The organism is Kitasatospora sp. NPDC058162 (genome assembly GCF_042884005.1).
Taxonomy (GTDB): Bacteria; Actinomycetota; Actinomycetes; order Streptomycetales; family Streptomycetaceae; genus Kitasatospora.
Genome location: NZ_JBHVUS010000003.1, coordinates 574,244 through 585,196 on the forward strand (window position 1 = coordinate 574,244; position 10,953 = coordinate 585,196).

The 10,953-nt window shown below is 71.0% G+C and carries 9 protein-coding genes and 1 rRNA gene; 1 reads left to right on the forward strand and 9 read right to left on the reverse strand.

Features of this window, described 5'->3' with window-relative positions; genetic code table 11:
- Complete coding sequence (locus ACFVXG_RS09120; RefSeq protein ID WP_387925722.1) at window positions 1-996, forward strand: anion permease; 996 nt, start codon at window positions 1-3, stop codon at window positions 994-996.
- Window positions 997-1,112: 116 nt separating this feature from the next.
- Here ACFVXG_RS09120 and pstB read toward each other — a convergent pair whose 3' ends face one another.
- The 9 genes from pstB to rrf all read right to left on the reverse strand — a co-directional run.
- The gene (gene pstB, locus ACFVXG_RS09125) at window positions 1,113-1,889 is read right to left on the reverse strand and encodes a phosphate ABC transporter ATP-binding protein PstB (RefSeq protein WP_387925724.1); all 777 of its coding nucleotides are present in this window, start codon (window positions 1,887-1,889) and stop codon (window positions 1,113-1,115) included.
- Between the two features lie 68 nt (window positions 1,890-1,957).
- Entirely contained in the window at window positions 1,958-3,034 is a 1,077-nt protein-coding gene (pstA, locus tag ACFVXG_RS09130; RefSeq protein WP_387925726.1) for a phosphate ABC transporter permease PstA, read from the reverse strand.
- On the reverse strand, window positions 3,031-4,008 hold the full coding sequence (gene pstC, locus ACFVXG_RS09135; RefSeq protein WP_387925728.1) for a phosphate ABC transporter permease subunit PstC: 978 nt from the start codon (window positions 4,006-4,008) through the stop codon (window positions 3,031-3,033). Before pstC ends, pstA begins: the two co-directional genes overlap by 4 nt.
- Before the next feature lie 150 nt (window positions 4,009-4,158).
- On the reverse strand, window positions 4,159-5,295 hold the full coding sequence (gene pstS / locus ACFVXG_RS09140; RefSeq protein ID WP_387925729.1) for a phosphate ABC transporter substrate-binding protein PstS: 1,137 nt from the start codon (window positions 5,293-5,295) through the stop codon (window positions 4,159-4,161).
- 227 nt (window positions 5,296-5,522) lie between these two features.
- Complete coding sequence (locus ACFVXG_RS09145) at window positions 5,523-6,011, reverse strand: NUDIX hydrolase (RefSeq protein ID WP_387925773.1); 489 nt, start codon at window positions 6,009-6,011, stop codon at window positions 5,523-5,525.
- A 52-nt stretch (window positions 6,012-6,063) separates the two neighbouring features.
- Window positions 6,064-7,152, reverse strand: coding sequence for a CHAD domain-containing protein (locus ACFVXG_RS09150; RefSeq protein WP_387925731.1), 1,089 nt, complete (start codon window positions 7,150-7,152; stop codon window positions 6,064-6,066).
- 121 nt (window positions 7,153-7,273) lie between these two features.
- Window positions 7,274-9,451 carry an RNA degradosome polyphosphate kinase gene (locus tag ACFVXG_RS09155; RefSeq protein ID WP_387925732.1) on the reverse strand — a complete coding sequence of 726 codons (2,178 nt, stop codon included), beginning with the start codon at window positions 9,449-9,451 and terminating at the stop codon, window positions 7,274-7,276.
- Window positions 9,452-9,829: 378 nt separating this feature from the next.
- Complete coding sequence (mshD, locus tag ACFVXG_RS09160; protein ID WP_387925733.1) at window positions 9,830-10,798, reverse strand: mycothiol synthase; 969 nt, start codon at window positions 10,796-10,798, stop codon at window positions 9,830-9,832.
- A gap of 72 nt (window positions 10,799-10,870) precedes the next feature.
- A 5S ribosomal RNA gene (gene rrf / locus ACFVXG_RS09165) occupies window positions 10,871-10,953 on the reverse strand; the annotation flags it as partial.

The window sequence follows — 10,953 nt, forward strand, 5'->3', positions numbered from 1 at the left end:
GTGGACATGGCTGCACTCATCGCCGTCATCGGCGTTGCGTTCTTCTTCACGTACACCAACGGCTTCCACGACTCGGCGAACGCGATCGCCACGTCGGTCTCCACCCGGGCGCTGACCCCGAAGGCCGCGCTCGCGATGGCCGCCGTGATGAACCTGGCCGGTGCCTTCCTGGGCAGCGGGGTGGCGCACACCGTCTCGAAGGGGATCATCGAGACCCCCACCGGCAACCAGGGGATGGCGATCCTCTTCGCCGCCCTGGTCGGCGCGATCGCCTGGAACCTGGTCACCTGGTACTTCGGTCTGCCGTCCTCCTCCTCGCACGCGCTGTTCGGCGGCATGGTGGGCGCGGCCCTGGCCGGCGGCATCGACGTGATCTGGAGCGGGGTCCTCGACAAGATCGTCATCCCGATGATCGTCTCGCCGGTGGTCGGCCTGATCGGCGGCTTCGCCGTGATGCTGGCGATCCTGTGGATCTTCCGCAGGGCCAACCCGCACAAGGCCAAGCGCAACTTCCGGGTCGCCCAGACCGCCTCGGCCGCCGCGATGGCGCTGGCCCACGGTCTGCAGGACGCCCAGAAGACCATGGGCATCGTGGTCATGGCGCTCACCATCTCCGGCCACCAGACCACCGGCGACATCCCGGTCTGGGTGAAGATCTCCTGCGCGACCATGCTCTCACTGGGCACCTACGCGGGCGGCTGGCGGATCATGCGCACCCTCGGCCGCAAGATCATCGAGCTGGACCCGCCGCAGGGCTTCGCGGCCGAGGCCACCTCCGCGGCGATCATGTACATCACGTCGTTCGTCTTCAAGGCGCCGATCTCCACCACCCACGTGATCACCGCGGCGATCATGGGCGCGGGGGCCACCAAGCGGATCCGCGCGGTGCGCTGGGGCGTCGCCAAGAACATCGTGCTCGGCTGGTTCATCACGATGCCGGCGGCCGCCATCGTCGCAGCGCTGATGTACTGGTTCGTCCACCTGTTCTGGGGCTGATGTCCGAACGGACACACCAACGTGACAGGGCCCGCCCCCACATCTCGGGGGCGGGCCCTTCTTCATGCCCCGCGGCGGCACCGCCATGCAGCACCGCGGGACAGCTGGGGTCCGGCTTAGCCGAAGCGGCCGGAGATGTAGTCCTCGGTCGCCTGCACGGACGGGTTGGAGAAGATCCGCTGGGTGTCGTCCAGCTCGACCAGCTTGCCCGGCTGGCCGACGCCGGCCAGGTTGAAGAAGGCGGTGCGGTCGCTGACGCGGGCCGCCTGCTGCATGTTGTGGGTCACGATGACGATGGTGAACTGCGACTTCAGCTCGCCGATCAGGTCCTCGATGGCGAGGGTGGAGATCGGGTCGAGCGCGGAGCAGGGCTCGTCCATCAGCAGGACCTGCGGCTCGACCGCGATCGCGCGGGCGATGCACAGGCGCTGCTGCTGACCGCCGGAGAGGCCGGCGCCGGGCTTGTTCAGCCGGGTGTGGACCTCCTTCCAGAGGTTGGCGCCCTTCAGCGAGCGCTCCACCACCTCGTCCAGGACGGCCTTCTTCTTCACGCCGGCGAGCTTGAGCCCGGCGACCACGTTGTCGTAGATCGACATGGTCGGGAACGGGTTCGGGCGCTGGAAGACCATGCCGATGGAGCGGCGGACGGCGACCGGGTCGACGTTGGAGGCGTACAGGTTCTCGTCGTCCAGGAGGACCTTGCCCTCGACCCGGGCGCCGGGGATCACCTCGTGCATCCGGTTGAGGGTGCGCAGGAAGGTGGACTTCCCGCAGCCGGAGGGGCCGATGAAGGCGGTCACCGAGCGGGGCTCGATGCTCATCGAGATGTCCTCGATGGCCTTGGTGGTGCCGTAGTAGGCCGACAGTCCGCTGACGTCGATGCGCTTGGCCATGATCGTTGCTTCTCTCGCCCGCGGCCAGGGGCCGCTAATGAATGCTGTGTCGTACGTCAGTCGGTCGCTCAGTGTCCGGCCTTGGGCGAGCGCCAGCGTGCGATGCCCCGGGCGATGAGGTTGAGCCCCATCACGAAGGCGATCAGCACCAGCGCGGCGCCCCAGGCGCGGGCGTAGCCGAAGTCGTTGTTGACCACCGAGTACTGCTGCCAGATGTACATCGGCAGGGACTGCTGCGGTCCGTCGAACGGGTTGCTGTTGATGTAGTCGGCGCCGAACACCAGCATCATCACCGGGGCGGTCTCGCCCGTGATGCGGGCGACCGCGAGCATCACACCGGTGGTGATGCCGCCGATCGCGGTGGGGAGGACGATCCGCAGGATGGTCTTCCACTTCGGCACGCCGAGGGCGTACGAGGCCTCGCGCAGCTCGTTCGGGACGAGCTTGAGCATCTCCTCGGTGGAGCGGACCACGACCGGGATCATCAGGATGGCCAGCGCGAGGCTGCCCGAGAAGCCGGAGTAGCCGAAACCGAGGGCGAGGTTCCACAGCGAGAGGACGAACAGACCGGCGACGATCGACGGGACGCCCGTCATGACGTCGACGAAGAAGGTGACCGTCTTGGCGAGCCGGCCGCGGCCGTACTCCACCAGGTAGACGGCGGTCAGCAGACCGAGCGGGGCGGCCATCAGGGTGGCCAGGCCGACCTGCTGCAGGGTGCCGAGCAGCGCGTGGTAGATGCCGCCGCCGGGGCCGGACTGGATCACGCCCTTCATCGAGTGGCTCAGGAAGTTCCCGTTCACCACGCCGATGCCCTGCTGGACGGTGTAGACGGTCAGCGAGACCAGCGGGACGACGGCCAGGATGAAGGCGACCCAGACCACCGAGGTGGCGAGCCGGTCCTTGGCCTGGCGGCGGCCCTCGACCTGGGCCGAGATCAGGTAGCTGCCGAACAGGAAGAGCAGGGCGGAGATCAGGCCCCACTGGAGGTGGCTCTGCAGCCCGCCGGCGGCGCCGATCCCGCAGCCGACCGCGATCGCGCCGACGGCGACGACGGGCGGGGTCCACTTGGGCAGGCGGTTGGCGGTCAGCTTGGGGCCGACCTGCGGCCGTGCGTCCTCGGGGACGGTGGTGGCGGTGGTCATGCGTTGGCCCCCGAGTACTCCTTGCGGCGGGCGATGATCAGTCGCGCGGCACCGTTCACCAGCAGGGTGATCACGAACAGGACGAGGCCGGAGGCCATCAGCGCGTCGCGGCCGTTGTTGCCGGCCTCGGCGAACTTCAGCGCGATGTTCTGCGCGAAGGTGCCGCCGCCCGCGTCGAGGATGTGCAGCGACAGGATGCTGTTGGCGGAGAGCACCACCGCGACCGCGATGGTCTCGCCGAGCGCCCGGCCGAGGCCGAGCATGGAGGCCGAGATGATGCCGGGGCGGCCGAAGGGCAGCACCGCGGTGCGGATCATCTCCCAGCGGGTCGCGCCGAGCGCGAGCGCCGCCTCCTCGTGCATCCGCGGCACCTGGCGGAACACCTCGCGGGAGACCGCGGTGATGATCGGCAGGACCATGATCGCCAGCAGGATGCCGACGGTGAACAGGTTGCGCGGCGTACCGGTCTTGGTCTGGTCGAAGATGTACGTCCAGCCCAGGTACTGGTTGAGCCAGCTGGTCAGCCCGTCCATGTGCGGGACCAGGAACAGCGCGCCCCAGAGGCCGTAGACGATGCTGGGGACGGCGGCGAGCAGGTCGACCAGGTAGGCGAACGGCTGGGCGATCCGCCGCGGCGCGTAGTGCGAGATGAACAGCGCGATCCCGATGGCCACCGGGACGGCGATCACCATCGCGATGATGGCGCTGACGATGGTGCCGAAGGCCAGGACGGCGATGCCGAAGACCGGCTTCGGGGCGTCCGGCGTCCACTCGAAGGTGGTGAGGAAGTTGCCGTCGTTGTTGCTGAGGGCCTGGCCCGAGCGCCAGGCCAGGAAGCCGGCGATCGCGGCCATGATGACCAGCAGCAGGATGCCCGCGCCGCGGGCGAGGTTCATGAAGATCTTGTCGCCGACGCGGCTGTCGCGCTGTCGGCGTTCCCTGCCTCGCGGGGCGGCAGGGGAGGATGAAGTCATTGGTCTACTCCGGTCTGGTGGTGCCGCCCCGGTAGGGGGTCGGCACCATGGCGGCGGTGCCCCGGACGTTGGTGCTGGGTCGGTGCGTTCCGGCGGGACGGCCCCGGCCCCCCTCGCTCACGGGGCCGTCCCACCGGTGGTCCGGTCGGGTCAGGCGAGGGTGCCGACGGCGGCCTTGACCTTGTCGCCGATCGCGGCCGGCATCGGGACGTAGCCCTTGTCGCCGATCGACTTCTGGGCGGCGTCGCTGATGGTGTAGGTCAGGAAGGACTTCAGGGTGTCCAGCGTCTCGGCCTTGTTGCCCTTGTCACAGGCGATCTCGTAGGTCACCAGGACGATCGGGTAGGCGTTGTCGGCCTTGGTGCCGTAGTCCAGGGTGAGGGCGAGGTCGCCGTCGGTGCCGGACACGGTGGAGGAGGCGATGGTGAGCGCGGCGTTGGCGGCGGTCGCCTCGACGGGCTTGGCGGCACCGGTGGCGATCTGGGCGCTCTTCAGGTTGTTGGTCTGGGCGTAGGACAGCTCGGCGTAGCCGATCGAGTTCTTGACCTGCTTGATCTGGGCCGAGACGCCGGCGCTGCCGTTCGCGGACTGGCCGCCCTTGCCCTTCCACGCCTTGTTCGGCTCGGCGCTCCAGGCGCCGCCACCGGTCTTGGCGAAGTACGAGGTCAGGTTGAAGGTGGTGCCGGAGTCGTCCGAACGGTGGAAGCTCTGGATCTCGGCGTCCGGCAGCTTCGCACCCGGGTTCAGGGCGACGATGGCCGGGTCGTTCCACTTGGTGATCTGCGAGTCGAAGATCTTGGCGGCGGTCGGGCCGTCCAGGACCAGGTTGTCGACGCCCTCGACGTTGAAGACCAGCGAGACCAGACCGGCCACCATCGGCAGGTCGATCGCCTTGCCGCCGGTGCAGACGGCCTTGGAGGCGTCGACGTCGGCGGGCTTGAGGGCGAAGTCGGTACCGGCGAAGGCGACCTTGCCCTGGGTGAACTGCTGGACGCCGGCACCGGAGCCGCCGCCGCTGTAGTTGACCGTGGTGCCGGAGCAGGCGGAGCCGAAGTTGGTCTTCCACACGTCGATGGCCGGGGCCTGCGCGGTCGAACCGGCGCCCAGGAGCGTGCCGGCCTTGCCACAGTTGATCGCGGCACCGGCCGCGGAGGAGCCGCTGGAACCGCCGGACGCCGTGGTGGAGTTGTTGTTGTCCGACCCGCAGGCAGCGAGCGACAGCGAGCTGACGAGCGCCATGGCACCGATGGCGAGGGCCTTGGAGCGGCCGTTCCGCTGGAGCTTCACAGGGGTGTCCCTTTCTGTGGCATTGCCCGCTGCGCGGGCCGTACGAGTACGGCTGAGCATGGGTTTTGCTGTGGTCCGGGGCCCGTTCGGCCCGCCGGTAGTCCCGAAGTTAGGCCGGGTAAGTGACACGACAGCCGGTCGCAAGTGAACGGGAAGTGAACCTCGAACGGATGACAGGAAACTACGTCACGTAGTAACGGTTGCGTCACGGCAAGGGCGCGGGAAGATCACTTCCACCGTTCCTGCACCGGCCGCGCCCCGCTCGTCCGTACGGGCTTGGCACCCAGGATCACCAGCAGCGCGTCGATCAGCAACCGGTCGCGGTCGTGGGTCAGCCGCGCCCTGGCCTTGCCCGCGGGCAGCCAATCCAGGCGGTCCACCTCGCGGTTCGGCCGGAAGGCCCCGGCGGTCGGCACCGCGGCCCAGTACCGGACCTCCTTCGGACGGCCCTGCGCCAGGTAGTGCTGGGTGGGCAGCTCGGGGCCGAGCAGGCAGTGGAAGCCGGTCTCCTCCCGGACCTCGCGCAGCGCCGCCTCGACCACCCCCTCGCCCGGGTCGAGCTTGCCCTTGGGCAGGCTCCAGTCGTCGTACTTCGGGCGGTGGATCACCGCGATCCGCGGCCGCCCCAGCCGACCGCTGGGCTTCGGGCGGCCGGGCAGCCAGAGCACCCCGCCCGCCGCCAGGACCACCGGGGCGCGGCCCGCCCTGGCCGTCACCCGCTCCGCCGCCGGGTCCGCTGCCCGCCCGGTGCTCAGGCGATCGTGCAATTCAAGCCGTCCGTGGTGCGGGGGAATGCCCCCAGCCCTCGGCAGGGGGGAGCTCCAGCCAACCGTCCGGGCCCGGCGGGAGCTCGGACCACCGGCGGCCGAAGGCGTACCGCGCCGCCTCGACCTCCAGTCGTTGATCAGCATGCACCACGCCCAGCACGTAGGCGGTCGCGGGGGTGATCCGCGGGGTGCGCGCCGCCGTCGCGGCGGTCACCGCCGCGTCCGCCGCCTCCTGGTGCCGGGCCAGCACCGCGTCGAGCTCGTCCAGCTCGGCGGACGACCGGCCGCACACCTCCAGCGCGTACCGGGCCCGCTTCACCAGGATCCGCAGCCGCGACCAGGGCGCGTCGTCGGCCGCCAGCGCGGTGTCCGCGTCCGCCGCGCCGCGCGCCGCCGGCACCGCGCCCAGCCGGCGCAGCCCGTCCCCGCCGTACGGCGTCGCGGCCCGGTGCAGCGGCAGCTGCTGGGCGCTCGCCGACAGCGCGGTGAACGCGGCCGCCGCCTGCGGCAGCAGCACCGCCGACGCCCGGCCGCCCGCCGCCTCCAGCAGCGGCGCCTCGCCGACCAGCAGGGTCATCCGGTCCGCCAGGGCGTGCAGCCGGGCCGAGCGGAGCTCCTGGAGCACCGTGGAGTGCGCCCTGGTCCGGGCCAGGGTCAGCTGCCGGTCCAGCAGCGCCCGCGCCTTGGGGGCGCCCGCGTGGCCGGCCAGCATGCCCGTCCCGTCCGGGTCCGTGCCGCTCAGCGAGTCCACCGCGCCCAGCAGCCGGGCCGAGCGGCGGACGTAACCGGGCTCCAGCGCCAACAGGTTGAGCAGCCAACGCAGTTCGGTGCGCGACTCCTGCGCCCAGGCCTGCTCGAACACGGCCCCGAAGGTGTGCAGCAGTCCGCCGATCCGCCGCACCGCCCGCAGCAGGTCGGCGGTGCCGCTCGCCGGAACGGCCGCGGCCGAGCCCGGTCTGGCGCCGACCTCGCCCACCGCAAGCGGCAGGGCGCGCAGGAACGCGCCCGCCTGGGCGGTGAGTTGACGGGAAAGGATGTCCCCGGCGGTCGCTGTGGAGGCCGCCTGGGCCGTCATCGGCGCTTCGGTCATGGCGTGGTTGATCCCCGTTCCCCCGGGGCCCTTCCCCGGGGCTGGTGGCCGACCGCCGGAGCAGGTCCCCCCGGGGCCTCGGGGGCCCCGCCTGCTCCGGCGGCTCGCATCAGTGGACGCGTCAGCGCGAGGTGGCGGCCCGACGGCGCTGGCGCGAATCGATGAGCAGGTCCTGGACGTGCCGCAGCGGCTTGCCCTCGGCGTCCTGCGAGTGGCGGTCCCAGGCCCCGTCCGGCCCCAGGTGCCAGGACTCGGTCTCGTCCGAGACACCGAGGTCGATCAGCCCGGACAGCTCGGCACGGTGCGCCGGGTCGGTGATCCGCATCAGCGCCTCGATCCGGCGGTCCAGGTTGCGGTGCATCATGTCGGCGCTGCCGATCCACACCTCGGGATCGCCGTTGTTGCCGAACACGAAGATCCGGGAGTGCTCCAGGAAGCGCCCCAGGATGCTGCGCACCCGGATGTTCTCGCTCAGCCCCGGCACCCCCGGCCGGATCGCGCAGATGCCGCGCACCCAGACGTCCACCGGCACCCCGGCCTGGGAGGCCCGGTAGAGCGCGTCGATCACGGTCTCGTCGACGATCGAGTTGACCTTGATCTTCACGTACGCGGGCCGGCCGGCCCGGTGGTGGGCGATCTCGTTGTGGATCCGGGAGACCAGCCCGTCGCGCAGGCCGCGCGGGGCGGTCAGCAGCCGGCGGTAGGACTCCCGCCGCGAGTAGCCGGACAGCCGGTTGAAGAGGTCCGAGAGGTCGGCGCCGACCTGCGGGTCGGAGGTGAGCAGACCGATGTCCTCGTACAGCCGGGCGGTCTTCGGGTGGTAGTTGCCGGTGCCGACGTGGGAGTAGCGGCGCAGGGTGTCGCCCTCCTCGCGGACCACCAGCGACAGCTTGCAGTGGGTCTTCAGGCCGACCAGGCCGTAGACCACGTGGCAGCCGGCCTCCTCCAGCTTGCGGGCCCACTTGATGTTGGCCTGCTCGTCGAAGCGCGCCTTGATCTCGACCAGCACCAGCACCTGCTTGCCGGACTCGGCCGCGTCGATCAGCGCGTCCACGATCGGCGAGTCGCCGGAGGTGCGGTACAGGGTCTGCTTGATCGCCAGCACGTCCGGGTCGGCCGCGGCCTGCTCCAGGAAGGCCTGCACCGAGGTGGAGAAGCTGTCGTACGGGTGGTGCAGCAGGACGTCGCGCTCGCGCATCGCGACGAAGATGTCCGGCTGGGAGGCGGACTCGACGTCGGTCAGTCCGCGGGCCGTACCGGCCACGAACTTCGGGTACTTGAGCTCCGGCCGGTCCAGCTCGGCGATGCCGAACAGCCCGGTCAGGTCCAGCGGCCCGGGCAGCGGGAAGACCTCCGCCTCGGTGATGTTCAGCTCCCGCACCAGCAGGTCCAGGATGTAGGGGTCGATCGACTCCTCGACCTCCAGCCGGACCGGCGGGCCGAAGCGCCGCCGCATCAGCTCCTTCTCCAGGGCCTTGAGGATGTTCTCGGTGTCGTCCTCCTCCACCTCCAGGTCCTCGTTGCGGGTGACGCGGAAGGCGTGGTGGGCCAGCACCTCCATCCCCGGGAAGAGCTCCTCCAGGTGCGCGCCCATGACGTCCTCCAGCGGGACGTACCGCTGGGGCGAGGCCTCCAGGAAGCGGGCCAGCGACTGCGGCACCTTCACGCGCGCGAAGTGCTTGTGGCCGGACACCGGGTTGCGGACGACCACGGCCAGGTTGAGCGAGAGCCCCGATATGTAGGGGAAGGGGTGCGCCGGGTCGACCGCCAGCGGGGTCAGCACCGGGAAGATCTTCTGCCGGAACAGGGAGTGCAGCCGGGCCTGTTCCTTCTCCGCCAGCTCCGGCCAGCGGACCACCTCGATGCCCTCGGCGGCGAGGTCCGGCAGCACCTCCTGCTGGAAGGCGGCGGCATGGCGGGCCATCAGCTCGCGCGAGCGGGTCCAGATCAGGTCCAGCACCTCGCGCGGCTGGAGGCCGGACGCGCTGCGCTGGGCGACGCCGGTGGCGATCCGGCGCTTGAGGCCGGCGACCCGGACCATGAAGAACTCGTCCAGGTTGCTCGCGAAGATCGCCAGGAACTTCGCCCGCTCGAGGAGCGGGATCCCCGGGTCCTCGGCCAGCTCCAGGACGCGCTCGTTGAACGCGAGCCAGCTCCGCTCACGGTCCAGGAAGCGGCCCTGCGGCAGTGCTTCGAACTCCTGCTCGTCCGTGGCCGGCAGCTCCGGCGGGACGCCCAGCGCAGTGGACATCCGCGCCGTGGGCGACAGCGGGGCAGGGACGGGGCGGGGGATGCTCATGGGTTCCAGCTCCTCCAGCAGGACGGCGTCCGAACACGAATGGCTCTGCGGGCCGTCGCCCTCGCCCCGGGTCGCCCCCGGGGACAGCGCCCACCCACCGGGCGCGGTCCGTACAGGACCGGCCGGGGAATGGCGGTCGACTCTGCACGAGCGAGACACTACGGACTTCATCCTGTGATCTTCGCGGCAGCAATTGAATCCACGGTAAACACCGCATGGCCAGGAGGAAAGCTGAGTCGGTCGGAGCAAGGGGGCGGCGGGGGTCGCTGCCCCTCGCCCGCGACCGCTTCGTTACCGCCGGGCCGGTTGCGACGTGGGGCCGGCGGTGGGGCCGGTTGTGGGTCGACCGTGGGGTCGGTGGTGGGGACGGCGGTGGGTCTAGCGGTCGGCTTCCCGGTCCGCCTGGTACCGGGCGCGGTACATGAGGTCCACCTCGTGGACGGTGAATCCCAGTCGCTCGTAGACCCGGACGGCGGCCGGGTTGTCGGCGTCGACGTAGAGGAGGACGGTCTCCAGTCCGCGCTCGCCGGCACCTGAGCCGGTCAGGTGACGCAGGCCGGCGGCGGTCAGCGCGCGGCCGAGGCCGCTGCCCTGCTCGGCCGGGTCCACCCCGACGACGTACACCTCGCCGAGCTCCGGCTCGGTGGCGGTGGCCGGGTGCACCTTGGTCCAGTGGAAGCCGACGACCTTGCCGTCCCGGGTCGCGAGGAAGAAGCCGGCCGGGTCGAACCAGGGCTCGGCGATCCGCTCCGCCAGGTCCTGCTCCGTCCAGGAGCCCTGCTCCGGGTGGTGGGCGAAGGCCAGGGCGTTCAGCCGCAGCCACTCGGCGTCGTCCTCGCCCGGGCGGAAGGTACGGAGCTCGATGCCCTCGGGGACGGCCACGGCCTCGGTCTGCGGACCGGTGCGGCGCATCTGCCGCAGCTCCCGGACCAGTTCGGCGCCGTACGCCCCGGCCAGGTGCCGGGCCGCCGGATGGCCGCCGTGCACCCAGAAGTCCACCGCGTCCCGACCGGCCGCGTGGGCCTGCTCCAGGACGGCGTCCACCAGCGGCCGGGCCAGGCCGCGACCGCGGGCGGCCGGGTCGACCACCAGCTCGGCGGCCGGGTTGGCGGCCGCGGTCTCCGGCACCTCCAGTTGGCCGTAGCCGACGACGGTCCCGCTCTCGTTCCGGAGGATGTGGGTGACGCCCGGCCGGGGCGTCTCGGCGTTCCGCAGCCGGAGCCGGCCCTGCTCGGAGACGGCGGCCCGACCGTCGACCGCCTGGGCCTCCGCCAGAACACGCAGGGCGCCGTCGCGCTGCTCGGGGCGGAGCACGTTGCTCGCAATGACCGCTGTCTGATCGTCCATGCCCTGACGATACGTCAACGGAAATGCGAAAAGCCCCTGATCCGAAGGGATCAGGGGCTTTTCTGAATGATTGTTCGGCGGCGTCCTACTCTCCCACAGGGTCCCCCCTGCAGTACCATCGGCGCTGTGAGGCTTAGCTTCCGGGTTCGGAATGT